General features: G+C 43.0%; 22 protein-coding genes and 1 riboswitch. Of the genes, 4 read left to right on the top strand and 18 right to left on the bottom strand.

Going from position 1 to position 24,872, the window contains the following annotated elements:
• The first annotated feature begins 71 nt into the window (after positions 1-71).
• Entirely contained in the window at positions 72-1,346 is a 1,275-nt protein-coding gene (gene serS / locus B7697_RS06315) for a serine--tRNA ligase (protein ID WP_084950863.1), read from the top strand.
• A 23-nt stretch (positions 1,347-1,369) separates the two neighbouring features.
• Here the strand turns inward: serS and B7697_RS06310 are convergent, their stop codons facing one another.
• From B7697_RS06310 to zapA, 6 genes are all read right to left on the bottom strand, one after another.
• The gene (locus B7697_RS06310; protein ID WP_000735981.1) at positions 1,370-2,269 is read right to left on the bottom strand and encodes a TDT family transporter; all 900 of its coding nucleotides are present in this window, start codon (positions 2,267-2,269) and stop codon (positions 1,370-1,372) included.
• Positions 2,270-2,378: 109 nt separating this feature from the next.
• A complete protein-coding gene (locus tag B7697_RS06305) occupies positions 2,379-2,927 on the bottom strand; it encodes a carboxymuconolactone decarboxylase family protein (RefSeq protein ID WP_084951510.1) in 549 nt (182 codons plus the stop codon).
• A 131-nt stretch (positions 2,928-3,058) separates the two neighbouring features.
• Complete coding sequence (locus tag B7697_RS06300) at positions 3,059-4,381, bottom strand: alanine/glycine:cation symporter family protein (RefSeq protein WP_084950861.1); 1,323 nt, start codon at positions 4,379-4,381, stop codon at positions 3,059-3,061.
• 90 nt (positions 4,382-4,471) lie between these two features.
• A riboswitch (glycine riboswitch) is annotated at positions 4,472-4,560 on the bottom strand.
• A 163-nt stretch (positions 4,561-4,723) separates the two neighbouring features.
• Positions 4,724-7,060: an endonuclease MutS2 gene (locus B7697_RS06295; protein WP_084950859.1), complete on the bottom strand. Its 2,337-nt coding sequence runs from the start codon at positions 7,058-7,060 to the stop codon at positions 4,724-4,726.
• Positions 7,061-7,163: 103 nt separating this feature from the next.
• Positions 7,164-7,712, bottom strand: a complete 549-nt coding sequence (locus B7697_RS06290; RefSeq protein WP_084861639.1) for a CvpA family protein — start codon at positions 7,710-7,712, stop codon at positions 7,164-7,166.
• Entirely contained in the window at positions 7,709-8,011 is a 303-nt protein-coding gene (gene zapA, locus B7697_RS06285; RefSeq protein WP_000002019.1) for a cell division protein ZapA, read from the bottom strand. Before zapA ends, B7697_RS06290 begins: the two co-directional genes overlap by 4 nt.
• 86 nt (positions 8,012-8,097) lie before the next feature.
• Here zapA and rnhC point away from each other — a divergent pair, with 86 nt between their 5' ends.
• The 3 genes from rnhC (at position 8,098) to recD2 (ending at position 12,078) form a co-directional block, all read left to right on the top strand.
• Positions 8,098-8,979: a ribonuclease HIII gene (gene rnhC, locus B7697_RS06280; RefSeq protein WP_084950857.1), complete on the top strand. Its 882-nt coding sequence runs from the start codon at positions 8,098-8,100 to the stop codon at positions 8,977-8,979.
• Between the two features lie 3 nt (positions 8,980-8,982).
• Positions 8,983-9,597, top strand: coding sequence for a signal peptidase I (lepB, locus tag B7697_RS06275; RefSeq protein WP_004245100.1), 615 nt, complete (start codon positions 8,983-8,985; stop codon positions 9,595-9,597).
• 114 nt (positions 9,598-9,711) lie between these two features.
• Positions 9,712-12,078, top strand: a complete 2,367-nt coding sequence (gene recD2 / locus B7697_RS06270; protein WP_084950855.1) for an SF1B family DNA helicase RecD2 — start codon at positions 9,712-9,714, stop codon at positions 12,076-12,078.
• A gap of 152 nt (positions 12,079-12,230) precedes the next feature.
• Here the strand turns inward: recD2 and tig are convergent, their stop codons facing one another.
• From tig to B7697_RS06205, 12 genes are all read right to left on the bottom strand, one after another.
• Entirely contained in the window at positions 12,231-13,514 is a 1,284-nt protein-coding gene (gene tig / locus B7697_RS06260; RefSeq protein ID WP_084950853.1) for a trigger factor, read from the bottom strand.
• 160 nt (positions 13,515-13,674) lie between these two features.
• A complete protein-coding gene (locus tag B7697_RS06255) occupies positions 13,675-14,307 on the bottom strand; it encodes a response regulator transcription factor (protein ID WP_084950851.1) in 633 nt (210 codons plus the stop codon).
• Positions 14,308-14,320: 13 nt separating this feature from the next.
• Positions 14,321-15,316 (bottom strand): envelope stress sensor histidine kinase LiaS, encoded by a 996-nt coding sequence (locus B7697_RS06250; protein ID WP_084950848.1) that lies wholly within the window; start codon positions 15,314-15,316, stop codon positions 14,321-14,323.
• Positions 15,313-16,011, bottom strand: coding sequence for a cell wall-active antibiotics response protein LiaF (gene liaF / locus B7697_RS06245; RefSeq protein WP_084950846.1), 699 nt, complete (start codon positions 16,009-16,011; stop codon positions 15,313-15,315). Before liaF ends, B7697_RS06250 begins: the two co-directional genes overlap by 4 nt.
• A 76-nt stretch (positions 16,012-16,087) precedes the next feature.
• Positions 16,088-17,098 (bottom strand): type 2 isopentenyl-diphosphate Delta-isomerase, encoded by a 1,011-nt coding sequence (fni, locus tag B7697_RS06240; protein ID WP_084950844.1) that lies wholly within the window; start codon positions 17,096-17,098, stop codon positions 16,088-16,090.
• Complete coding sequence (locus B7697_RS06235; RefSeq protein WP_084950842.1) at positions 17,082-18,089, bottom strand: phosphomevalonate kinase; 1,008 nt, start codon at positions 18,087-18,089, stop codon at positions 17,082-17,084. Before B7697_RS06235 ends, fni begins: the two co-directional genes overlap by 17 nt.
• Entirely contained in the window at positions 18,076-19,029 is a 954-nt protein-coding gene (gene mvaD, locus B7697_RS06230) for a diphosphomevalonate decarboxylase (RefSeq protein WP_084950841.1), read from the bottom strand. Before mvaD ends, B7697_RS06235 begins: the two co-directional genes overlap by 14 nt.
• The gene (gene mvk / locus B7697_RS06225) at positions 19,011-19,889 is read right to left on the bottom strand and encodes a mevalonate kinase (RefSeq protein ID WP_084950838.1); all 879 of its coding nucleotides are present in this window, start codon (positions 19,887-19,889) and stop codon (positions 19,011-19,013) included. The genes mvaD and mvk overlap by 19 nt, the downstream gene beginning before the upstream one ends.
• 217 nt (positions 19,890-20,106) lie before the next feature.
• The gene (locus tag B7697_RS06220; RefSeq protein WP_033682289.1) at positions 20,107-20,796 is read right to left on the bottom strand and encodes a response regulator transcription factor; all 690 of its coding nucleotides are present in this window, start codon (positions 20,794-20,796) and stop codon (positions 20,107-20,109) included.
• An 11-nt stretch (positions 20,797-20,807) separates the two neighbouring features.
• Complete coding sequence (gene gndA, locus B7697_RS06215) at positions 20,808-22,232, bottom strand: NADP-dependent phosphogluconate dehydrogenase (protein WP_000158778.1); 1,425 nt, start codon at positions 22,230-22,232, stop codon at positions 20,808-20,810.
• 75 nt (positions 22,233-22,307) lie between these two features.
• Positions 22,308-23,696, bottom strand: coding sequence for a cell division site-positioning protein MapZ (gene mapZ, locus B7697_RS06210; protein WP_084950836.1), 1,389 nt, complete (start codon positions 23,694-23,696; stop codon positions 22,308-22,310).
• Positions 23,697-23,708: 12 nt separating this feature from the next.
• Positions 23,709-24,866, bottom strand: a complete 1,158-nt coding sequence (locus tag B7697_RS06205; protein ID WP_049552138.1) for a THUMP domain-containing class I SAM-dependent RNA methyltransferase — start codon at positions 24,864-24,866, stop codon at positions 23,709-23,711.
• Positions 24,867-24,872: the final 6 nt, after the last annotated feature.

The following is a 24,872-nucleotide window of genomic DNA, read 5'->3' as shown; positions in this document are numbered from 1 at the left end:
AAGTTGGATGGAACCGTGGCCCTGCCACTCCAACGCTTTGTCAGGTGTGCTTTTTTCATAAAGGAGTTCTTATGTTAGATATCAAACGTATTCGTACAGACTTTGATGCTGTCGCAGAAAAATTGGCTACACGTGGTGTAGATGCTGCTGTCTTAAACGAGATGAAAGAAATCGATGCTAAGCGTCGTGACATTTTGGTCAAGGTTGAAACTTTAAAAGCAGAACGTAACACAGTTTCTGCTGAGATTGCCCAAGCTAAGCGCAACAAGGAAAATGCAGATGACAAGATTGCTGCCATGCAAACTCTATCTGCTGAAGTCAAAGCCTTGGATGCTGAATTGGCAAACATCGATGCTAAATTGACAGAATTTACCACGACTCTTCCAAATATTCCAGCTGATAGCGTTCCTGTTGGGGTTGACGAAGATGACAATGTGGAAGTTCGCCGTTGGGGCACTCCACGCGAGTTCGATTTCGAGCCAAAAGCCCACTGGGATCTTGGTGAAGACCTTGGTATCCTTGACTGGGAACGCGGCGGCAAGGTAACAGGCGCTCGCTTCCTCTTCTATAAAGGCCTTGGTGCTCGTTTGGAACGTGCCATCTACAACTTTATGTTGGATGAACATGGCAAAGAAGGCTATACAGAAGTCATCACGCCTTACATGGTTAACCACGACTCTATGTTTGGTACTGGTCAATATCCAAAATTCAAGGAAGATACTTTTGAACTCAGCGACAGCAATTACGTCCTTATTCCAACTGCTGAAGTTCCTCTGACAAACTACTACCGTGATGAAATCCTGGACGGTAAAGACCTGCCAATCTACTTCACTGCTATGAGCCCATCATTCCGTTCTGAGGCTGGTTCAGCTGGTCGTGATACTCGTGGCTTGATTCGTTTGCACCAATTCCACAAGGTTGAAATGGTCAAATTTGCCAAGCCAGAAGAATCTTACGAAGAATTGGAAAAAATGACAGCCAACGCTGAAAATATCCTTCAAAAACTTAACCTTCCATACCGTGTCGTTGCTCTCTCTACTGGAGATATGGGCTTCTCAGCTGCCAAGACTTACGACTTGGAAGTTTGGATTCCAGCACAAAATACCTACCGTGAAATCTCAAGCTGTTCAAACACAGAAGATTTCCAAGCCCGTCGTGCCCAAATCCGTTACCGTGATGAAGCAGATGGCAAGGTAAAATTGCTCCACACCTTAAACGGTTCTGGACTTGCAGTTGGACGTACAGTGGCTGCTATTCTTGAAAACTACCAAAATGAAGATGGTTCTGTGACCATCCCAGAAGCACTTCGTCCATACATGGGTGGAGCTGAAGTTATCAAACCATAAAAATAAGGCCTAGCTATTTCTAGCTAGACCTTTTTTCGTAACCAAATCAGATAAGCGCCTAATACAAAGAATAAAATAGTTAGACAAATAACGGTTTCAGCCACTACCAGATAATCCAGAAATGGAAGTTTCAAAATTCCCTGAGACATTTTGAGCGCGATAGCTGTGCTAATGGTTGGGAAGGGAAGGGCTGAGAAGGATGGTTGAAAGCCTTGTTTTAAAATATTGGGCAGGCGAGTTAAAACAAAGAAAAAGAAGGATTGAGAAGCCAAAATCATGACGATTAAGACCCAATTTGGTAAGCTCTCTCCTCCAACTCGAACAAGGGAAGCCAAGAGTAGAGAGAAAGGAGCACAGTAGATTCCTTCTTGCGCAAGCAAGGCTAGCGGGAGTGGATGTTTCTTTAAATCGCTATAAATAAGCGGGTAGAGATAGAAGGTCAAGAGAAATCCAAAAATCAAGGTCACATAGGCAATTTCGATGATACCTACGAGAGGATAGGTCAAGGCTGCCACTGCTATCCCCACATAAAGCACCGTCCAGCTGGGAGTAGAGTTTACTCTCTTACATGGATAGGCAAATTTAATTGTAAAAATAACAATCAAGGCCCAATCCAAGAGAAAAGAAAACCACCAGAGTCCTTGCGCTACTATTGGCAAATGAGGGAAAATGCGAAAGACATAAGTCGATAAAATCATCCCAGCCATGGGAAAGGTCCCCATTCCTGACAAAAGAGGAGGCTTAGTCAATTCTTGCTTGGTTTCCTTCCAACTAAACAAATGCAAAATCAGAAAGTAAATCCACAAAATCAAACCTGTCAGACTAAGCAGATGGGACAGAATCGGTAACGTATCTAACATAAGATTTCCAGCTCCTGCCAAACCTAGCAAACAACCAGAAAATACCAAGGGGAGTTTTTTCATCTTAACCTCCAATAATCATGTCAGCTTCAGTATAGCATAAAAGTGCTTAAATGAGGGGATAAAAAAACGAAGTCCGATTATTTCAGACTTCATTTTACTCAGATATGAATTAAGCATAAGGTTGCAATTCTGGATTAATTGGGGTATTAGCTAGGTTGTTGGCATAGTTACAGAGGCTTGCTAGGCTGACACCAAGAACCACATCCAAGGCATTTTGTTGAGTGTAGCCAGCTTCTAGAAACTCAGCCATGGCTTCATCTCCTACACGACCCTTGGTATTGATTACCGCCAAGGTAAACTTAGCTAGGGTGTCCAATTTAGGATCTGTTTCAATTGGAGTACGATTGCGAAGGGCTTGAAGCAGATCATCATTCATCTGGATTTGTTTGATTGAAAAGGCTGTGTGACCTGCGACACAGAAGGCACAACCATTTGTCACGGCTGCCGTGATCTGCACCACTTCACGCTCAACGGGTGTCAGGCTGTTGCGACGATTGATGGCTCCGACAGTTCTGTAGGCTTCTAAAGCAGTTGGTGCATTAGCCAAGAGACCGATTAGGTTGGGAATATAGCCATTGTTATCTTTTTGTACTGTTTCAAGAACCTCTTTCACTTCTGCTGGTGCTGATTCGACTGTATGGATGGTAAATGTTGTCATCATAAAACCTCTTTTCATGTTGTTGAAATCTAGTCTATCACAGATTCTATACCGTGTATAATATATATTTTAAATTACACTGATAGAAATTTTTTATGAAAGCAAAAAATCACACGCGATGTGTGATTCCATTATTTATTAAAATACTTTTTAGTCTCAGCAATAACAACTGGTGATAAAACTAAGAGGGCAATCAAGTTTGGCAGAGCCATCAAAGCGTTGACAATATCAGCAATAATCCAGACCAGATCCAACTCGATAAATCCTCCCAACAAGACCATGAGCACAAAGACCACACGGTAAAGCCAGATAAAGCGAACCCCAAAGAGGAACTCGAAACAGCGTTCCCCGTAATAGTTCCAACCTAGAATCGTCGTAAAGGCAAAGAGCACAAGGAAGATTGTTAAGAGGGCAGGTCCAAAGTGTGAAAAGACTGTTGAGAAGGCTGACTGAGTCAAGGCAACCCCATTTAAATCGCCACTCCAAACACCAGTCACCAAGATGGTCAAACCAGTCAGAGTACAGATAATGAGGGTGTCAATAAAGGTTCCTGTCATGGAAATCAAACCTTGCTCTACTGGTTCATTTGTCTTAGCCGCAGCAGCTGCAATGGGAGCAGAACCCAGACCAGATTCGTTTGAGAAGACACCACGCGCCACACCATTTTGGATAGCCATCCGAATGCTAGCACCGGCAAATCCACCTACCGCAGCAACCGGACTAAAAGCTGATGTCAAGATTAAAGCGATTGTAGAAGGAATTTTCCCGATATTAAAGAAAATAACTGTAAGAGTTCCCAAAATATAGATGATGGCCATAAACGGAACAACAGTAGTTGAAACCTTTGAAATAGACTTGAGTCCGCCAAAAACGGCAATCGCTACTAAGACAGACAAAACGAGAGCCGTGATAGCTGGCGAAATAGTCGTTGTATTTTGGATAGATTCTGTAATCGAGTTTACTTGGGTGAAGGTTCCGATTCCCAATAAAGCTACTAAGACACCTGCGATAGCAAAAAAGATGGCAAGTGGTCTCCACTTTTCTCCCATACCCAAAAGTATATAGTGCATGGGACCTCCTGCAACAGCACCGTTATCGTCTTTAGTCCTGTATTTAATAGCTAATAAACCTTCCGCATACTTGGTAGCCATGCCAAAGAAAGCAGCCATCCACATCCAAAAGAGAGCTCCTGGTCCACCGACCTTGATAGCTGTCGCCACCCCGATAATATTTCCCGTACCAACTGTCGCTGCTAGGGCTGTACACAAGGCCGCAAAACTGGATACATCCCCATGCCCCTTGTCCTTAGTAAAAATAAGCTGGAAAGCCTTGGGCAGACGCAAAACCTGCAAAAGTCCTAGACGAGCAGTTAGGTAAATCCCTGTCCCGACCAATAAAATCAAAAGGGGGGGGCCCCAAGCAAAAGCATCGATTGATTTAAGCAATTCTAACATTTCCTTCTCCTATCTTTTCAACCCCAAAAGAAAGAGCACATGTAAGATACATGTACTCTGGAATGCTTAGATAAATACTAAAAAGCGGTCTATCCTAGCTCTGTCCTTTTACCTGAGAGTTTGAGCAGTTGCCTGCCTTGCCCCTTCGGTGCCTTTACGGTCTCTCCAGAGTTCCGTCCATTTACAGTCATGGAAAATCAAACGATTCGCCACTTCTATTAAACTTCATTCGGTGTTGGTATTTAATTGATTCTTATTTTACAAAAAATGTTGGCTTTTGTCAATGTGTTTATTAGTAAAACTTAATTCAACAGTTTTTACTGTATAAAGCTCGGAATACTTCTATCCTTTAAACGTCACAATGGTTGCGCCACTGCCTCCAGCATTTTGTGGGGCATAGCCGAAACTCTTAACATGTTTGTTTCTTTGTAGGTATTTAGTGACTCCTTCACGGATGACTCCTGTTCCGATACCATGGATAATATCAACTTGAGCCATATTGTTAAGCAAGGCTTGGTCGATAAAGGCATCTAGCTCATTCATGGCTTCTTCATAGCGTTTACCTCGAAGGTCCAGTCTTGCTTGAGGTCCTCGACCAGAAGTTCGTTTCACAACATTGACTTGTTTCTTCTTGACTTGCTTTTCTTGCTGGGCTTGAACAAGGTCAAATTCTTTCTCTTCCAAGGTCATCTTAATCAAGCCAACTTGGGCTTCCCAGCGGTCGTCCTTGAGTTGACTGGTCAAGGTACCACGCTGACCATAACTGAGAACTACGATATCATCGCCCACTTTGGGAGCTCGCTTTTTCTTGGCCTTTTGAAGGACCTTGTTTTTGGACAAGTCTACTTTTTCAGGAGCCAATTTTTTCAGCTTGGCTTTGGCTTCAATGATTTCATGGGGTTTGAGTTGAGATTTAGTGTGGAGATTTTTGAGAATCTGGTCACTTTCACTTAGGGCCATGTCTACAATCTCACTAGCTTGTTCACGCGCCTTATTAAGCTCGGTTTCCTTTTCACGATTGAGTTCGTTGTAAAGTTTTTTGAGAACACGATTCATCTTGAGATTTTCTTGCTCCACCTCACGGATATTGTCCAAGCGTTTACGGCTTTCCAGCGTCTGCTCTTCCAGTTGCTCAATAATCCGATTGACATCATTGTCCTGATCGACCTGCTGGCTGGCATCCCCTACGATAACTTCAGATAGGCCTAGACGTTTAGCGATTTCGAAGGCATTGCTTCGGCCAGGCACACCCTGCATAAAGCGATAGGTCGGGCGAAGAGTTGCAGTATCAAACTCCATGCTGGCGTTTTGCACAAAGGCTGTCTCAATACCGTAGGCCTTGAGTTCTGGATAGTGGGTGGTCGCCATGGTCTTGACTTGACGCAGGCGAAGGTCTTCCAGAATAGCCATGGCAAGGGCGGCTCCCTCTTGAGGATCTGTACCAGCCCCCAACTCATCCAAAAGTAAGAGTGAATGCTGGTTGACCTTGCCAAGAATATCCACGATATTGGTCATGTGGCTAGAGAAGGTAGATAAGCTCTGCTCAATAGACTGCTCATCGCCAATATCGGCAAAGATTTCTTCAAAAATACCCACACGACTTCCCTTGTCTGCTAAAATCGGCAAACCAGACTGAGCCATAACCTGCGTCAAGCCCAGAGTTTTGAGCATGATGGTCTTCCCACCTGTATTTGGACCTGTGATGACAATGGCTGTTAAATCTTGACCAAAATGGACATCATTCGCAACCGCATTTTTGACCAAAGGATGGCAGACATGGAGCAGTTGAATCTCCTGATTTTCTGACAGCTGAGGAACAACTGCTTGCCTCTCTTGGATAAAGCGGACCTTGGCACGAATCAAGTCTAGATGACCGATAATCCAAGCATCATTGGCAATCTCAGCAGCATGTGGGCGGACACGCTCAGAAATTTCTTGGAGAATGCGAAGCATTTCATAACGCTCATCTGCTCGCAGACTAGCGATTTCTTCGCTCAGTTTGACCACCTCACGGGGTTCGATATAGACGGTGTTTCCGCTGGCAGAAATATCATGAACGACACCTGCAATCTTGTTACGATAAGTGTTTTTGACTGGTAAAACCTGACGGCCATTTCTACTGGCTACGATCCCTTCCGTCAACATCTGCGCTTTTTGCTTGAGCAAGTCTTGCAAAACATCACGTACCTGACTCTCGCTATCATGGATTTTTCGACGGATTCGCGCCAATTCTTCACTGGCAAAATTTTCAATGAAACCTGCATCATTAAAGGCCTGAAGATTTCCTTGTAATTGAGGAAAATCGTGTAGTTTCTCAAACCAAAGGGCTAATTCTTCCAAGCTGACATTTTCCAGATTGGCATAAAAACTTTGCAGTTCTCTGCTAGAAAGAAGCACGCGCTTCAAGAGCAGGAACTCCTCGATATTGAGGTCCGCTCCCATCTCCAACCGCTTGCAGACTCCTGCAATTTCCTTAGTTGAGAGAATAGTAAAATGCGGTTGCTCGACAAAGAGATCCTGCATTTCCTTCATCTCAGCAAAAGCCTGTTTGATTTTATCTGCTTTGGCAGTCGGAGCCAGCTTTCTCAATTGCTCCAAGCCCTGCTCGGTCAACAAATGGGGTTCAAACAAAGCCTTGACCTTATTGAACTCTAATGTTTCTAATATTTTCTTATTCATCGTTATTTCCTTGTCTTTGAATGTCTAGGTGGGTTAGCTTTATACATTCTGATAGATTCGAGTCAAATCTGTAAACAAAGGGCTAGGAAAATTCCTGCCCTTTTTATCCGATTAAATTTGTCACCCAGATTTGTTTGAGCCAACTGGTTGTTACTGGTATGCTCTGGATGATGTGTTTTGCGACGATACTCTTTTCAAGAGGATTTTGTATAGCTGCCATGGGAATGGTCGCCAAGATGGTCAAGGCCATTTGCAAGACAAACAAGGTCACCAACATGGACAAGATACCTGCTGAAACTTGGAACAACTTACCACCCAGTTTTTTACTAGGAATCAAGTGTAAGAGGAGACCAAGCAAACGACCGATGCTATAGACAATCCCAAATACAAGCAAATAGCCGATCCCTGCGTAAAAGACCTTATCCAACTGAAAGAGTTGATCCGATGGGAAAAAGAAAGTTCCCTGACCTTCCTGCGGATTTGCATAAGGGACCAGCAAATGAAATTGCTCTCCAAGCCCCTTATAAAACTGGCCAGCCACAAAAGCCGAAGCCATGGCTGAAATCAGGTAATAAACCTGTAAGAGCAGGCCTCTCCGATAGCCGATATAAAATCCCCAAGCCAAGACCAATAGAAGAAGGAGTGAAATCATAAGGAATCCTCAATCTTGCTCTGTTCTTGCTTGCAAGTCACAAGCTTGTGACGGAGTTCTTCTAATTCTTGCTCCTTATCATCAAATTCAATCTCACGGCTGAGCTGAGTTGATAAACAGTTGACTGCCAACAAAAGAGCGATCGTTTCATCGTCTGCACTAGGCATTTGTTCTTTAATTGCTTGGTATTTTTCTGTCGCAACCTTGGCGATTTCCTCCATAAAGAGATTATCATGCTCGCTTGTCAAGGTTAATGATTTTTTCCCGAATGTAAATTTGAATCGATTTAGATTTGCCATAAAATTCACCTCACGATATTATACCAAAATTCGCTAATTTTGTCAGTTTTTACAAATTTGCCTGCTTTTATGGTACAATAGAAACTATGGCAAGTATAACACTCACACCAAGTGAAAAGGAGATTCAGGCTTTTCTTGAACACTATCAAACCAGTCTGGCTCCCAGCAAGAATCCCTATATCCGCTACTTTTTGAGACTGCCTCAAGCAACGGCTTCTATCTATACTTCTGGAAAGGTCTTGCTTCAGGGTGAAAAGGCTGAAAAATATGCTAGTTTCTTTGGCTATCAGGTTCTAGAGGAAAACAGGGGGCAAAATTTCCCTTTAATTGGGACAGATGAAGTAGGAAATGGTTCCTACTTTGGTGGGCTTGCAGTTGTGGCTTCCTTTGTCACACCTGACCAGCATGCCTTCTTGCGAAAACTCGGTGTGGGGGATTCCAAAACTCTGACTGATCAAAAGATCCGTCAGATTGCCCCTATCCTCAAAGAAAAAATCCAGCACCAGGCACTGCTTCTCTCACCAAGCAAGTACAACGAGGTCATCGGAGACCGCTACAATGCTGTTTCTGTTAAGGTAGCCCTCCATAATCAGGCTATCTATCTCCTCCTTCAAAAAGGCATTCAGCCTGAGAAAATTGTGATTGATGCCTTTACCAGTGCTAAAAATTATGACAAGTACTTGGCACAAGAGGCCAATCGTTTCAGCAATCCTATCAGCTTAGAAGAAAAGGCTGAGGGCAAATACTTGGCTGTCGCAGTTTCTTCTGTCATGGCGCGTGACCTCTTTCTAGAAAATCTTGAAAATCTTGGACGAGAGCTGGGCTATCAACTTCCAAGTGGAGCTGGAACGGCTTCTGACAAGGTGGCTAGCCAGATTTTACAAGCCTATGGTATGCAGGGACTCAACTTCTGCGCCAAACTGCACTTTAAAAATACTGAAAAAGCGAAAAAACGCTTAGAAAGGTAAGTTATGAATTCATTTAAAAATTTCTTAAAAGAGTGGGGATTGTTCCTCCTAATTCTGTCATTACTAGCTTTAAGTCGTATCTTTTTTTGGAGCAATGTCCGCGTAGAAGGGCATTCCATGGATCCTACCCTAGCGGATGGCGAAATCCTCTTTGTTGTCAAACACCTACCTATTGACCGATTTGATATCGTGGTTGCCCATGAGGAAGATGGCAATAAGGACATTGTCAAACGTGTCATCGGAATGCCTGGCGATACCATCCGTTACGAAAATGATAAACTTTACATCAATGACAAAGAGACAGATGAACCTTATCTAGCTGACTATATCAAACGCTTCAAGGATGACAAACTCCAAAGCACCTACTCAGGCAAGGGCTTTGAAGGAAATAAAGGAACCTTCTTTAGAAGTATTGCTGAGAAAGCCCAAGCCTTCACAGTTGATGTCAACTACAATACCAACTTTAGCTTTACCGTCCCAGAAGGAGAATACCTTCTCCTCGGAGATGACCGCTTGGTTTCAAGTGACAGTCGCCACGTAGGTACTTTTAAAGCAAAAGATATCACAGGGGAAGCTAAATTCCGCTTCTGGCCAATCACCCGTATCGGAACATTTTAAGAGACCTAAGAGGCCGAGAATCACCAATCTCAGCCTCTTCTTCTATCGTGAGAAGATGATTATTTATTGACTATAATATCCCCCAACTCTCACCTATTCATGCAAAGGAATTTTATGGAAGTTTATTTTTCAGGAACCATTGAACGGATTATTTTTGAAAATCCCAGCAATTTTTATCGCATCCTTCTCCTAGAAATCGACGATACAGACGCAGAGGATTTTGATGATTTTGAAATCATTGTCACGGGCACCATGGCTGATGTGATTGAGGGAGAAGACTATACTTTTTGGGGACAAATTGTCCAGCACTCCAAGTATGGGAAGCAACTGCAAATCAGCCGATATGAACGCGCAAAACCAACTAGCAAGGGCTTGGTTAAGTACTTTTCAAGTAGCCATTTCAAGGGGATTGGTCTCAAGACTGCTCAGAAAATTGTGGATACCTATGGCGAAAATACCATTGACGAAATTCTGCAACACCCAGAAAAGTTAGAAGGCATCGCAGGACTCTCTGCCAAAAATCGCGAGGCTTTCGTCTCCACCCTCCGTCTCAACTACGGAACCGAGATGGTTTTGGCCAAACTTGCTAACTACGGTATTCCCAATAAATTAGCCTTTCAGATTCAAGACTTTTACAAGGAAGAAACCCTTGATGTGGTTGAAAATTATCCCTACCAGCTGGTTGAGGATATCAAGGGCTTGGGATTTACCATTGCTGACCAATTAGCAGAGGAACTAGGCATCGAAAGTCAGGCTCCTGAACGCTTCCGCGCCGGTCTAGTTCACAGTCTTTTTCAGGCCTGTATGGAAACAGGGGATACCTATGTTGAAGCACGGGATTTACTAGAACAAACCCTTACCCTCCTTGAGTCTTCCCGCCCCGTTGAACTGGATCCCAGCCAAGTGGCCCAAGAGCTCTCCTACCTGATCGAAGAAGACAAGGTTCAGCAGATTGATACCAAGATTTTTGACAACAGCCTCTTTTTCGCTGAGGAAGGCATCCGCAGTCACTTGGTTCGTATCCTTGAAAAAAGAGAACAAAAGAGCCCAGATATGGAAACCATTCAAAAACATATCACTACTGTCGAGGAAGATCTGGGAATCCACTATGATAGCATTCAAAAACAAGCTATCTGCGATGCTATCCAGAATAAAGTCTTTATCCTAACAGGTGGACCTGGTACTGGTAAGACAACGGTTATCAATGGGATTATCGCTGTTTATGCCCTTTTAGAAGGGCTTGACCTCAGGAAAAAAAGCAATTTGCCTATTCTTCTTGCTGCTCCAACTGGACGAGCCGCTCGACGCATGAATGAATTGACAGGTTTGCCTAGCGCGACCATACATCGCCACTTAGGAATGACAGGTGACGATGATACTAGTCATCTGGAAGATTATCTGGATGCTGACTTTATCATCGTGGATGAATTTTCTATGGTGGATACTTGGCTGGCCAATCAACTCTTCTCCAACATCTCTTCTAACAGTAAAATCCTCATCGTAGGCGACAGCGACCAGTTGCCTTCTGTCAGTCCTGGACAGGTTCTAGCGGATCTGCTTCATATTCCTTTGATTCCTCAGACTCGCTTGGAAAAAATTTATCGACAAAACGAAGAATCAACCATCGTCACCCTAGCTAGTCAGATTCGACAGGGTATCTTTCCAGCTGATTTCACCCAGAAAAAAGCAGACCGTTCCTACTTTGAAATTGCTAGTGGCCATATTCCTGCTACCATTGAAAAGATCTTAGGCGCTGCCCTCAGAAGTGGCATTCCTGCCCGTGATATCCAAGTTCTGGCTCCCATGTACCGAGGGACTGCAGGAATTGATGCCATCAACCAGCTCATGCAAGACCTGCTCAATCCACCACAAAAAGACCAACTTAGTTTTGAAGCTCCCCAGTGCCACTATCGTAAGGGTGACAAGGTCATTCATTTGGTCAACGATGCTGAAATCAATGTCTTTAATGGAGATTTAGGAGCCATCACAGACCTGATTCCTGGTAAATACACCGAGTCGAAACAAGATGAGATTGTCATTGATTTTGATGGCAACGAGGCCTCTTACCCACGTAACGAATGGTACAAGATTCGCCTGGCCTATGCCATGAGTATCCATAAGTCCCAGGGAAGTGAGTTCCCTGTTGTTATCCTACCTATCACCAGTGCTAGTAGGCGTATGCTGGAGCGCAATCTCATCTATACAGCCATTACACGCGCCAAAAGCAAGCTTATCTTACTAGGCGAATTACAGGCCTTTGATTATGCTACCCAACATATCGGAACTGCCCGAAAAACCTATCTGATTGAACGCTTCAGTGATTTATTGGAGAATGTTGAAGAAAAGCAACCAGCTGTCTCTGAAACAGTAACATCAAGTACCTCTGGACAATCCTACATCCTGACAGAAGAAAACTGGGACAGCATCCCAGCCATGATTGGAATTACAGACGCAGACCTCAAAGAGATTTTTGGAAAATAGTGCACAAGAAAACCCACCAATTCAGGTGGGATTTTTGTTTATTAATACTCAATGAAAATCAAAGAGCAAACTAGGAAGCTAGCCGCAAGCTGTACTTGAGTACGGTAAGGCGACGCTGACGTGGTTTGAAGAGATTTTCGAAGAGTATGAGATTATTTAACTGTTGCTGTGCTTGTAATCAACTCAACAGCTTTTTTGATTGTGATATCGTGTTTCAACATATCAGCTGAAAGCAAGCTTTGTACTTGTGCAACTTCCATGTTGTAGTCTGTAGCCAATTGCTCGATTTCTTTTTGGATTTCTTCTTCTGAAGCATCAAATCCTTCAGCTTTGGCAACTGCTTCAATAACAAGGTTAGTCTTAGTACGTGACTCAGCTTCTGCTTGGTATTGATTGTGAAGGTCTTCTTGAGTAGTTCCAGTGATTTGGAAGTACATGTCAGGGTTGATACCTTGGCGTTGCAAGTTTCCAAGGAATTCGTTTACTGAACGGTGAACTTCTTCATGGATCATTTCTTCTGGAAGTTCTACGATTTCAGCGTTTTCTACAGCTTTATCAATTGCTGCACCTTCAACTGCATCTTTGTAAGCTTCTTCTTTAGCAGCAGCCAATTCCTTGCGGTATTTTTCTTTCAATTCAGCAAGTGTTTCAACTTCTTCGTCAATGTCTTTTGCAAGTTCGTCGTCAAGAGCTGGAACTTCTTTAGCTTTTACTTCGTGGATAGTTGTTACGAATTTAGCTTCTTTACCTGCAAGGTCTTCTGCTTGGTAGTCTTCTGGGAATGTTACAACGACATCAACAGTTTCACCAGCTGAGTGACCTACCAATTGGTCTTCAAAACCAGGGATGAATTGACCTGAACCAAGTCCAAGTGAGAAGTTTTCACCTTTTCCACCGTCAAATTCAACACCGTCGATAGAACCAACGAAGTCGATAACAACAGTGTCGCCGTTTGCAGCAGCAGCTTCTTTGATAACCAATTCAGCCAAGTTGTTGCGTTCGCGTTCGATACGCTCTTCAACGTCAGCGTCAGTTACTTCTTTTTCTACATCAACTGATACTTCAAGGTTTTTGTAGTCACCCAATTTTACTTCAGGTTTTGTAACAACTTCAGCAGTGATAACCCAGTCTTGACCTTTTTCCATTGAAGTTACGTCAATTTTTGGTTGAGCAACCACTTCAAGGCCAGCTTCTTTTACAGCTGCTTCATAAGCATTTGGCAAAAGAGCGTTCATAACGTCTTGGTAAAGTGACTCTTCACCAAATTTTTTGTCGAAGATAGGGCGTGGAAGGTGACCTTTACGGAAACCTGGAACATTAAGAGATTTCTTCACTGAGTTGAAGACACGGTCCAATTCTGGTTTGATTTGGTCTTGAGAGATAGTGAAAGCCAAGACACCACGGTTTGTTTCTTTGTTTTCAAATGATACAGACATTCTGTCATTTCTCCTTAAAATTTTTTAAATACAGTCTATTATAACATAAACGAGCGACTTTTTTCAAGTAATGAATGCGCTTTTCAATCACGCTAGAGGTACTTACTCGCTTCTTTGATACTAAGTTCAACCATTTATCCAACATTATTTTATATAACTATTAAAACTCCTCATGCCCCACCAAATGGTGCTGAAAGGCATAGACCGCCGCCTGGGTGCGATCGCTAACCTCAAGTTTGGCAAGAATGTTGGACACGTGGGTCTTGACCGTCTTGAGAGAGATAAAAAGTTCATCTGCGATGCGCTGATTTTCGTAACCCTTAGCAATCAGTTGGAGAACATCTCGCTCACGCGCAGTCAAGTCCTCATGAAGTTCCATATGATTGCGGTGGTATTCGACCTTTTTGCTGACCTCTTGTTCAATAGCCAGCTCCCCATCAGCCACCTTACGAACTGCATGGAGCAGTTCGTCTGCACTAGAAGTCTTGAGCATATAACCTTTAGCACCTGCATTCAAAACTGGCATGATTTTTTCATTGTCCAAGTAAGAGGTGACAATCAAAATCTTGGCTTCAGGCCATTCTTTTAGGATGGTCAAAGTCGCGTCAATCCCATTCATCTCAGGCATGACGATATCCATGACAATGACATCTGGACGCAGTTCCAAGGCCAAGTCAATACCTTGAAACCCGTTTGCCGCCTCACCCACAACTTCTACATCGTCTTGGAGGTCAAAGTAGCTTTTCAAGCCCAATCGGACCATTTCATGGTCATCTACTAGTAAAATTCTCATCTTTACTCCTTTATCATTCCTTATCTAGCAAGGGAATACGGATATCAACTGCTAATCCTTGCTTGGGAGCTGTTAATAACTGAACCGTCCCTGCCATATCTTCGACCCGCTCCTTGATATTGCGGAGTCCATAACTCAAGTCATCGAAGCTCCCTAACTGGAAACCAATCCCATTGTCCACCACCTTCAGTTGCAATTCAAGATCCGTCTGATAGAGATAGACATCCAAACAAGAGGCCTGGGCATGGCGAAGGGTATTGCTAATCAACTCCTGCAAGATTCGGAAAATATGCTCCTCAATCTTCTTAGGTAATTTCGTTACATTTTGCTTAAGACTAACCTTGAGATCACTCTTGTCCTCAAGCTCTTTTAGAAGAATTTGAATCCCTTCTATCAAGCTCTTTTGTTCCAATTCAACTGGGCGCAAATGCAGGAGCAAGACCCGCAAATCCTTCTGAGCTGTTTCTAAAATGGCTGTGACACTTTGCAACTGGATCTGCATCTTTTCTCTATCCAGTTTCAAAGCCTGCTGACTGACACCTGACAAAATCATGTGAGCCGCAAACAACTCCTGACTGACTGTATCGTGCAAATCCCGAGCAATCCGCTTTCGTTCTTTCTCGATGATTTCCTCTTCCTGAGCAAGACTGTAATTCTCAGCCTTTTGAAGTGCTTCTGTTAAGAGGTTAAGTTTGCCTGACAAGGACTTGAAACTGGCATCTAAGTCTGGATCAGCAACCTGAACCACTTCTTTCCCTACCAACAAACGCTTGAGATTGGCCTGCATTTTTCGTAAAGAAAGCTCTTCGACACCTCGCCAAAACAGGGCCAAGAGAAAGGTCATGGACATGCTAAATACCAATAACAAAAAGACAAATTTTTCTGTTTTTTCAACATCGTGCAAGAAAATTGACCAGTCAAAATCAAGGATTTCCAACAAGCTGTGGGAGAAAAATAAGACAAAGAGGACAGAGGTGATGGCAATGATTACATAAGCTTGTTTTTTCATCCTCTGACCACCTCAACATCCCCAATCATAGTGGTCAAGAGAATCTTGACGCTCTTGTTACTCTTGAGATAATCTCTCGTTTCCTGATGATAGTGTTCATTGCGGAGGGCTCGCTTGGGCTGATTGAAAAAAGTCAAATCCCCATAGAGACAGTTAACACTGAGACTGACTTCCACATCAACAGGCACAATGATTTTAGTCGTGCCTATCATCTTTCTGAGGATAATGACATTGTCATGATTGGTTAGAATGACCCTCTCCAGATGAATAGTGTCCTTACCCATGAGACGAAAGAGATTGATATCATCAAACTGGCAAGTCTGGTAGCTTGAAAAATGATGAAGATTTCCAAACCAACGATTTTTCTCCTTCTTAACCGTCACCACCTCTTCAAAAACCAAATTTGTCTGCTCTTTTTCCTGGTTCATCATCGGATAAAGAAGAAAGAGGCTATAGATGACCGCAACAAAAATAGCTAATATCACAAAAGGATTGAGCATGACGATGAAAAAGAAGAGAATGGTTGCCACTACTAAGAGAAGATTATTGCCTTCTTTACCAGTGTAATAGCGAATCAAAAGCAAAAAGAAGAATAGAATCAGCAGAAAACGCGAAAAATGCTCTGATACCATCAAAATCAGAGCTCCTGTCAAAAGACAGGCTTCGATAAATAAAAAGACTTTAAATTTTCTCATAGGTTCATCCTCTCCCTTCTATTTTATCACAATTCAAAAAAGTCACCTCAGTCTGAAGATGGAAAAAAGGCGGTGGTTACGCCTTTTTCATCTGATCATTTGCTTCTTTTAATTTTCCATAGAGAAGATAGTCTACTTTTTGCAAATCTGCTATGGTGACACAATTAAGGGCACACATGATCAAGCGCAGATCTTCTTTCCAGCCTTGGACAATGCCAATCACTTCTTCAACTGAGTAGGTTTCAACCAATTCCAGAACTGTTCGAGACAGTCCCACGGCTTTGGCACCAAAGACTAGGCACTTAATCATATCCAGAGGATTTCGAACCCCTCCACTAACCAAGAGTTCGACCTTGTCTTTCCAGTCTTGGGCATTGAGAAGGGCTTGCATGGTGGACTGGCCCCATTGATTGAGGTAATCACGTTGACCACTACGACGGTTTTCGATATAAGCAAAGCTGGTGCCACCACGACCTGATAGGTCAACAGTTCGAACACCCAGTTCATAGGCTCTTTCGATGGTCTTGACATCCATTCCAAAACCCACTTCCTTCAAAATGATTGGAACGGGGATTTGCTTGCTATAATCTGCTAGATGCGATTGCCAGCTTCTGAACTTTCGTTCTCCTTCAGGCATGAGCAATTCCTGCATAACATTGACATGCACTTGCAAGAGAAGAGGATTCATCTCTTCTATAGTCCGAAGTCCCAACTCAACAGGCTTGTCCAATCCAATATTGGTTCCAAGGAGGAGATTGGGATGACTAGACCTAACAGAAAAAGAATCATCCGTTGGATTTTTGAGGGCTGCGCTATAAGAACCCGTTACAAATAAAATTCCACAGACTTCCGCTACTTGAGCCAGCTTTTGATTGATTTCTCTCCCCTTATCACTTCCACCCGTCATGGCATTGATATAAAAAGGAAAGTCCCACTTTTGACCAGCAAATTCTGTTGAAAGATCAATTTCATCTAGGTCGTAAAGAGGCAAGGAAGAATGAATCAACTCCACCTCATCAAAGCTATTATAGGAACTTTTCTGCTCAAGGGCATAGCGGATATGCTCGTCCTTACGATTTGTCGTCATGTCCTATCCTTTCTTGGTATAAGAGCTCAATCCCCAGATCGGCCCAACGGTTTTTTAGCGTTTCAGTTGATTGCGCATCAAAACTCAAGGCAATGCCACAGTCACCACCACCAGCGCCACTACTCTTGACAACAGCCTGCAAATCTTGACTAGCTTCTTTCAACTGTCTGAGCGAAGGCGTGTAAATATCTGCGCTCAAGCTTTCTAAGAGCTTACTGGCTACTTCTACTTGCTCGATCACTTTTTCGGTTTCCCCCTGCTCCAAGGCTTCTACCAAAGAAACTACAGTTTCTTTTGAGGAACTTAAAAAATTCTGATTGATATTTTGCTTGATTTGCTGGACCATGTGACTCGATACAGCCACTTCCTTGGTCCATCCCACTAGGAAATCGCATTCTAGAGTTGGTTTCACTTGTGAGATAGAAAAGCCCCAATCACGCTCCAGAACTGTCGCCAAGTTTTCTTCTTTCAACCAAGCAGCTACCTGCTGGCGATCAAATGACTGGTAAAGAACCAATTCCTCTGCCACAATACAGGCAATATCCCCCATAGAACCATTGTCTCCGCGCTTGAGCAAGACAGCACTGGCCAGCTTGAACAAGAGATCCTGATCAACCGAAAGCTTATACAGAGCTAGCAGAGCCTTGATGACCAAAACAACGACGCTACCGCTAGAACCCAGACCAAACTTTTTCCCTTCTCGTTCCATTTTTCCACTGATTTCTAGAGAAAAAGGTCGCAAGGTCTGCCCACGATAAACGAGGAAATCTTGCACTAAAGCAATCGTTTCTTGAATCAAGCTATAGTCAGGATTTGGCGTCAAATCCACTGCGAAATCAAACATATCCGAATAGATACGGTAACTATCAGAAAAAATAATCTCGCCCTTCATATAGATGGGAATAGCCTTTATCAAGGCTAACTGCCCTGGTTCTAAAATAGCATATTCGCCTGCCCAATAGAGTTTTCCGCAAGTTTTAACAGCAATCATCTTGGCTCAAATCCTTTGTTTTTGACACAATCAAGCGATAATGTTGACCGAAAATTTCTGACAAATGCTCCAAGTCTTTCTCCTGACAGAGGACCTTGACATTGGGACCAGCATCCATGGTAAAGTAGCAGGCTTCTCCTTGCTGACGAAGCTGGCGGACAAAGTCCATGGCTTCATAAGTCGCATCAGTCAAATAAGAAAAGGCTGGTGATGCTGTTTTGGTCGTAGCGTGCATAGCCAGGGCATTTTTCTCAGTCAATTCCCCAACCTTGGCAAAGTCATTTTCCTTGAGATAAACCAGCATATCCTGATAGTCTTTCTCAGACTGACGCACCCAGTCGTCAAAAGTAGTCGAAGTTTCCACACAAAGTTTCATCCCATCACGGCTAGAGATTGGTTTTTTCTTGTCCTCCAGCACCAACATAATCATAGCTAGTTTCAAGTTTGTCTCTACAGGATAAATTTCTCCGCTATCCTTATCCCAGGCACCTAGTGGTCCATAAAAACTCCGAGAAGAAGATCCTGAGGCAAATTTAGCCTCCTGTGCTAACTGACTTCTATCCAGTCCAAGATTGAAATAAGCATTACAAGCCTTGACCAGGGCGGACAAACCACTAGAACTTGAGGACAAGCCCGCTGCGGTAGGCATATTGTTTTGAGTATCGATACGGACAAATCCTTCTCCAACTGGACGGTAGCGGTCAATAATCTTGCTCATCTTAGCATGCTCTGCCTCATTTTGTAGCTGACCATTGATATAAAAGGCATCAGCTGTCGCATCCGTCGGTAGAGATGACAAAGTCGTCTCCGTATACATATTCTCCAAAGTCAGAGAGATACTGCTAGTAGCAGGCACCATCTCTTTTTCTTTTTTCTTTCCCCAATATTTGATAATAGCAATATTTGCATAGGAACGTACTGTTACAGGCTCTCTATCCATGTCTGAACAGCTCCTTTCTCTTCTAATTTTTCTGCTAGTTCTTGAGCTTGTGTCAAATCGGCTGCCAAGGCTATGATACAGCCTCCTAGCCCACCACCGCTCATCTTGGACCCCAGAGCACCATGGCTAAGAGCCGTTTCAACTAGAGAATCTGCCTCAGGGCTACTGACACCAATTTCTTTTAGATGTAAATGCGCTTGACTAAGGATTTGTCCCAGCCCTTCAGCATTTTTTCGTGAAATCGCATCCTCTGCCTGCTGGGTCAATTCTCCCAAGGCATGCAAAAACGGCAGGGCATCCTTACCCTTACTTTGAACCACTTGGATGGCTTCACGAGTATGACCATAAACACCGGTATCGGCAATCACCAAATAGGCGGATAAATCCATCTCAAGCTCTGTAAATCCAACGTTTTTAATAAAGCGAATAGGTTGGTCACTAAGACAGGTCTTAGCATCCAAACCACTCGGATTCATATGAGCAATCATCTCAGCCCGATTGACCAAGATTTCTAGTACATCATGAGGCAGGTCAGCTTGATAGTAGTCAAAAACCGCACGAATGGCCGCTATGCTAATAGCTGCTGACGAACCCATTCCCCGTTTCTCAGGAATAGCCGAGTCAATCTCACATCGAATGCAAGCTTCTTTGATATTCAAATACTCCAGCGAAGCATACACCGCCATAGACAAGGTATCTTCCTCATAGAGGCGCCAAGGTCTCTCTGCAGGAACTACCTTACAAGTCACCTCCACCTCTAAGAGAGGCAAGGAAATGGCCGGATAACCGTAAACGACCGCATGCTCCCCTATTAAAATAATCTTACTATGTGCCTGACCGACACCAACTTTTTTTGTCATATTTTCCTTTTGCTAGACGAAAAAGCCGTCTCATTTTTTCATACAAGTGTTTATTCTTTCCTATCTATTTTATTATATTTTCACAAAAAAAGCGATTGTTTCCTTCACAATCGCTCAGTGCTAAAATAAAACTTTTAAGCAAACTAGGGAAAAGACTCAAGAAAGAAATTGATAAACTCAGTTGCATGATTACAACTGAGTTCACCTAACCTATTTTCTATTCTTGCATGGTGTAACCGACACCACGCACGGTTTTAATGTAGCTTTTTTGACCTTTTACATCAAGCTTGCTACGTAGATAACGGATATAGACATCCACGATATTTGTTTCGGTCGCACTTTCATACTTCCAGACACTTTCCAACAACTGCTCACGAGTCAGAACTTTCTTGCTTCCCATAAGAGTAGCCAAGAGATCATACTCACGACGAGTCAAAGCAATCATCTCCTCGCCACGATAAACGGTATGATGTTCTACATCCATACGCAGATTGCGGTAAGACGTTGGAACCTTCATCTGACTACAGTGTTGGTCGATGAAGTCCCTACCTCGGAAAATCGCTGAAATACGAGCCACCAAATTGTCAATAATAACCGGCTTATAGATGTAAGAAACGGCAAAGAGTTGGATTGTCTCAATCTGATCTTGCAATTCTTCGCGATGGTCCAAGACCATAATCACTGAGGCTGGCTTAGTCCGACTCAGCTTATCTGCAAAATCCTGGGCTGTCATATCCCCCAGTTGAGCATTCAATAAAATCAAGTCATAGTCTGTCTGAAGAGCCATGGAGAGGGCTTTTTGCCCCTCCTCAACCTGATCAACTCGGTATTGCTCTTTTTGGAGTTCCAAACTTAAAAAATGAGCTAGATTTCTTTCTTTCTCAAGTAATAAAATCCGTTTCCCCATGGCAGACCTACTTATTTTTCGTCATACCAAGAGTAGTGGAATGTTCCTTCTTTGTCTTTACGTTGGTAAGTGTGGGCACCAAAGTAGTCACGTTGCGCTTGGATCAAGTTAGCTGGAAGGTCAGCTGAACGGTAGCTATCAAAGTAAGTAATAGCTGCTGAGAAAGTTGGCACTGGCACACCAGCTTGAACCGCAAGAGCTACGATATCACGCACTGCTTGTTGGTACTTAGCAGTAACGTCCAAGAAGTATTCATCCAAAAGAAGGTTGGCAAGGTCTGCATCACGGTTGTAAGCATCTGTAATCTTTTGCAAGAAACGAGAACGGATGATACAGCCATCACGCCAGATAGATGCGATGTCTGCAAATGGCAAGTTCCAGTTGTTTTCTTTAGAAGCTACACGCAATTGAGCAAAACCTTGTGCGTATGAAATGATTTTTGAGAAGTAAAGGGCTTGACGGATTTTTTCAATCAACTCAGCCTTGTCTCCTTCAAATTTGAAGGCAGCTGGTTTTGGAAGAACCTTGCTAGCATGCACACGTTCTTCTTTGTAAGTTGAAATATAACGTGCAAATACTGACTCAGTGATGAGTGACAATGGCACACCAAGGTCAAGTGATGATTGGCTAGTCCATTTACCAGTTCCCTTGTTACCTGCAGCATCAAGGATATAGTCTACGATTGGTCCATCTTGACCTTCATCGTCTTTACGGCTCAAGATATCAGCTGTGATTTCGATCAAGTAGCTGTCCAATTCACCCTTGTTCCACTCAGTAAAGATTTCAGCCATATCTTCTGCTGAAAGACCTAGCAAGTGTTGCATCAAGTCATAACTTTCTGCGATCAATTGCATATCACCGTACTCGATACCGTTGTGAACCATTTTCACATAGTGACCAGCTCCATCAGGACCGATGTAAGTCACACATGGTTTGCCATCTTCTGGCGCTTTAGCTGAGATTTCTTCAAGAACATCTGCAACCAATTCGTAGGCCTCTTTTTGTCCACCAGGCATAATAGAAGGACCTTCAAGGGCACCTTTTTCACCACCAGAAACCCCCGTACCGATAAAGTTGATACCTGAGTTTGCCAATTCTTCATTACGACGGATTGTATCTTTGTAGAAAGTGTTTCCACCGTCAATCAAGATATCACCCTTGTCAAGGTGCGGAAGAAGGGCTTGAATTGTAGCATCTGTACCAGGTCCAGCTTGAACCATGAGCATGATACGACGAGGTTTTTCGATTGAGTTTACAAAACTTTCAACGTCATAGCTTGGTACAAAGTTCTTTTCAGGATGGCAAGCAATTACATCTTCAGTTTTTTCTTTACTACGGTTGTAAATAGCAACTGTGTAACCACGAGATTCAATATTAAGGGCAAGGTTACGACCCATTACGGCCATACCAACAACACCAAAGTTAGCTTTTGTCATTTGACACTCCTCTTGTTTAATTTGTTTTATTTTATCATTTTTATTTTTGAAAAGAAAGAATTTTGTAACAACCGTTTAGTAGTCCAAAGCATCCGCATGTCCAGAACCATTTCCAACAAAGTATCCTGTCTTACAGTTAAGGGTAAAGAGATAGGTTCCATCTGGCTTGTAGAGGTTGTAATAACCATTGCCATTAACGATATTGACACGTTCAAGGATATATTGGTTACCAGTGATATAACCACGTGAGCGTGAAGTCGCTAGGATTTTTTCCAAGACACCATCCGCGAAATCCCAAGCAGAGTTATTGCTATCATCAACAGCTGATTGATTGAACGGCACACGACTCGAAGCTCTCTGGAGGTCAACTCCAAAACTTGATAAACCACCATGGCTATCATCACGTGCAGAAACTGAATTGTTTGATGAGACGCTTGAAGATGGACTTGTGTTGTCTGTAGCCCTCTCTGTTGATGAACTTGAACTTTCTTGACTTGAGCTTGAACTTGAACTTGAAGGAGCTGTTTGTTGACTCTTACCTAGACTGATAGCCTTATCTAGCACTTTATCAATCTCCGTATTTCCAGTTTTAATATCTGTAAATTTAGCATCTGATTTAGCTTTAGCGTTAGTATCCAAAACTCCATCTACAATAGCTGGCTTATCAAATTGAGCATTGACATCTTGAATGGCCTTGATTTGAGTTGCTAGACTATCATACTTAGATTTTGCAAGCGTATATTCACGACTACCTTCTAGCTTATCAAGCAAGGTTTTAAGTTGATTCAGTTTATCAAACTGGCTATTCTTCAAAGCCGTTTTGTTGCTATCTGTATAGAAGGCATCATATAAATTATTGAATTCTTCCACATCTGACTGCGTGTTTGTAGTTGATTGAGAAGTCTGGATTTCCTTGGTCGAACGATCCACTTGACGATAAACATAATAACCAGTTCCAAGGATAAGAACTACTAATGCTGCTAGAATACCGTAAAGCACCCATTTCTTCTTACTATTTCCATCTTCACTATCTGTCACTCGAGAAAGTGTTGGAATATCTTCAGTCTCAAATTCTTCTACAAGAGGTGCTTCTGAAACTCGTGTTAATTCTAAATCATCAAACTGACTCAACTCATCTTCTGGAGCTGGAGAATCTACTCCTGTTCCCTCACGAAGCTCTTGAAGTAAATTATCTAGAGTCTGAGTCTCCTCTACCTCTTCTACCTCTTCTTTTTCAACTAAATCATCCTTGCTAAACTGACGCGTTTCAAACTTATCTGCCTCAATTTCATCTTTGTGTTGTTTCACATACTTGTCCAAGATAGAATCTCCAGGCAGTACACCTGCTTCCACCTCTTCATTTTTTAGCATGGCTTCTCCAACCGTTAGCTCTTTGGCATCATCAAAATCAAATTGCGCTTCTTGATGTTCTGTTATATGACGATCATGTCTTTTCTTACTCATGAGTTTTCCTTCCTACTTTACTTCCTGACGTTTCACACGCTGACCGAAATATTGATACAAATCAACTTTTAAAGTTCCATTGTACAACTTGCGCTTCTTGTCCGCCTGACTGCCGTACTTGGTCTCAAAGGCTTCATCACTAGTTAGGATAAATTTGCTCCACGTTTTCAGCGGTGCAAATACTTGCCCCATCTCAGCATAGAGTTTGGTAACTCCTGCATCATCTGACAAGCGTTCCCCATAAGGTGGGTTAGAGATAATCACTCCATTGATTTTATCGGAACGCAAATCCTGCACGCGCATCTGCTTAAAGGTAATATCTCCTGCAACACCTGCTGCTTGAGCATTGGCCTTAGCAATTTCCACCATACGTGCATCGATATCACAGCCCATGATATCTAGCTCAAGCTCACGATCTACTTTTTTGGCTGCTTCTGTGCGAACTTCTTGAATCAAGCGATTGCTAATCCAGTTCCATTCCTCAAAGGCAAAGGAGCGACGAAGACCAGGCGCCATCTTTCTAGCAATCATAACTGCCTCGATACAGAAAGTCCCCGAACCACAGGTCGGATCAATCAAGGGCTTGTCTGGATACCAGTTAGAGAGTTGCAAAATGGCTGCTGCCATATTTTCCTTGATAGGAGCACCACCTTTTTCAGTACGATAGCCACGTTTAAAGAGGCTAGACCCGGTCGTATCAATCATGACAGTTGCTACGTCTTTCAGAATAGAAACTTCAATCTTAAACTCAGGACCAGTCTCCATCAAGGGAATACCTTCTGGACGGGCATAATGTTTTTGCAACTTCTTAACAACGGCCTTCTTTGAAATAGCCTGAACACTGGGTTCATTGTGTAGTTTAGACTTCACACATTTAGCTTTCGAAATCGGGAAACGAGCCCCAAGTGGTAAATAATTTTCCCAATCTAGAGCGAAAACTCCTTGAAAGAGCTCCTCAAAAGTCTTAGCTGGGAACGTTCCTACGATAATCTTGATACGGTCTGCTGCCCGAAGCCAGAGGTTGGTTTCGATGATGGCTCTCGCGTCTCCTTGAAAACGAACACGCCCATTTTCAACCTGACAATCGTAGCCCAACTCTCGCACTTCTCGTCCCACAACAGCTTCAAGACCAGCTGCCGCAGTCGCGATTAAATTAAATTCTTTTTTCATTTTCAG

The sequence above is a fragment of the Streptococcus mitis genome, from assembly GCF_002096895.1.
Lineage (GTDB): Bacteria > Bacillota > Bacilli > Lactobacillales > Streptococcaceae > Streptococcus > Streptococcus mitis_AH.
This window is presented reverse-complemented; position numbering and strand designations above follow the sequence as displayed.

What these genes read in the sequence shown, in the direction of transcription:
- serS (WP_084950863.1), top strand. Translation starts at nt 72, where the DNA reads ATGTTAGATATCAAACGTATTCGTACAGACTTTGATGCTGTCGCAGAA.
- gndA (WP_000158778.1), bottom strand. Translation starts at nt 22,232, where the DNA reads ATGACAAAAGCTAACTTTGGTGTTGTTGGTATGGCCGTAATGGGTCGT.
- B7697_RS06295 (WP_084950859.1), bottom strand. Translation starts at nt 7,060, where the DNA reads ATGAATAAGAAAATATTAGAAACATTAGAGTTCAATAAGGTCAAGGCT.
- B7697_RS06250 (WP_084950848.1), bottom strand. Translation starts at nt 15,316, where the DNA reads ATGAAAAAACAAGCTTATGTAATCATTGCCATCACCTCTGTCCTCTTT.
- B7697_RS06300 (WP_084950861.1), bottom strand. Translation starts at nt 4,381, where the DNA reads ATGTTAGAATTGCTTAAATCAATCGATGCTTTTGCTTGGGGCCCCCCC.
- B7697_RS06220 (WP_033682289.1), bottom strand. Translation starts at nt 20,796, where the DNA reads ATGGGGAAACGGATTTTATTACTTGAGAAAGAAAGAAATCTAGCTCAT.
- B7697_RS06310 (WP_000735981.1), bottom strand. Translation starts at nt 2,269, where the DNA reads ATGAAAAAACTCCCCTTGGTATTTTCTGGTTGTTTGCTAGGTTTGGCA.
- B7697_RS06205 (WP_049552138.1), bottom strand. Translation starts at nt 24,866, where the DNA reads ATGAAAAAAGAATTTAATTTAATCGCGACTGCGGCAGCTGGTCTTGAA.
- B7697_RS06290 (WP_084861639.1), bottom strand. Translation starts at nt 7,712, where the DNA reads ATGATTTCACTCCTTCTTCTATTGGTCTTGGCTTGGGGATTTTATATC.
- mvk (WP_084950838.1), bottom strand. Translation starts at nt 19,889, where the DNA reads ATGACAAAAAAAGTTGGTGTCGGTCAGGCACATAGTAAGATTATTTTA.
- B7697_RS06235 (WP_084950842.1), bottom strand. Translation starts at nt 18,089, where the DNA reads ATGATTGCTGTTAAAACTTGCGGAAAACTCTATTGGGCAGGCGAATAT.
- fni (WP_084950844.1), bottom strand. Translation starts at nt 17,098, where the DNA reads ATGACGACAAATCGTAAGGACGAGCATATCCGCTATGCCCTTGAGCAG.
- zapA (WP_000002019.1), bottom strand. Translation starts at nt 8,011, where the DNA reads ATGGCAAATCTAAATCGATTCAAATTTACATTCGGGAAAAAATCATTA.
- mapZ (WP_084950836.1), bottom strand. Translation starts at nt 23,696, where the DNA reads ATGAGTAAGAAAAGACATGATCGTCATATAACAGAACATCAAGAAGCG.
- tig (WP_084950853.1), bottom strand. Translation starts at nt 13,514, where the DNA reads ATGTCTGTATCATTTGAAAACAAAGAAACAAACCGTGGTGTCTTGGCT.
- lepB (WP_004245100.1), top strand. Translation starts at nt 8,983, where the DNA reads ATGAATTCATTTAAAAATTTCTTAAAAGAGTGGGGATTGTTCCTCCTA.
- liaF (WP_084950846.1), bottom strand. Translation starts at nt 16,011, where the DNA reads ATGAGAAAATTTAAAGTCTTTTTATTTATCGAAGCCTGTCTTTTGACA.
- mvaD (WP_084950841.1), bottom strand. Translation starts at nt 19,029, where the DNA reads ATGGATAGAGAGCCTGTAACAGTACGTTCCTATGCAAATATTGCTATT.
- B7697_RS06255 (WP_084950851.1), bottom strand. Translation starts at nt 14,307, where the DNA reads ATGAGAATTTTACTAGTAGATGACCATGAAATGGTCCGATTGGGCTTG.
- rnhC (WP_084950857.1), top strand. Translation starts at nt 8,098, where the DNA reads ATGGCAAGTATAACACTCACACCAAGTGAAAAGGAGATTCAGGCTTTT.
- B7697_RS06305 (WP_084951510.1), bottom strand. Translation starts at nt 2,927, where the DNA reads ATGACAACATTTACCATCCATACAGTCGAATCAGCACCAGCAGAAGTG.
- recD2 (WP_084950855.1), top strand. Translation starts at nt 9,712, where the DNA reads ATGGAAGTTTATTTTTCAGGAACCATTGAACGGATTATTTTTGAAAAT.